Genomic DNA, 214 nt, shown 5'->3' on the forward strand with positions numbered 1-214 from the left:
GCCGGAGCAGCACCAGGCGCCGCACGCTGCGGACCCGAAGCAGCCGCAGGCATACGCGGACCGCGGCGGTAGTGACGGCGGGGACCCGCCGCCCCCCTACTCGGGACCTGACGGGCCCGCCGGGGCGTGGAAGGGATCCGGGCGGACGGAGCCTTATCGGTTCCACGGCGATGACCCGGAGCTCGCGAAGAGTTGGCACGCGGAGCAGCAGCGC

Source organism: Streptomyces sp. NPDC007095, assembly GCF_040634475.1.
In the GTDB taxonomy this organism is placed as follows: Bacteria; Actinomycetota; Actinomycetes; order Streptomycetales; family Streptomycetaceae; genus Streptomyces.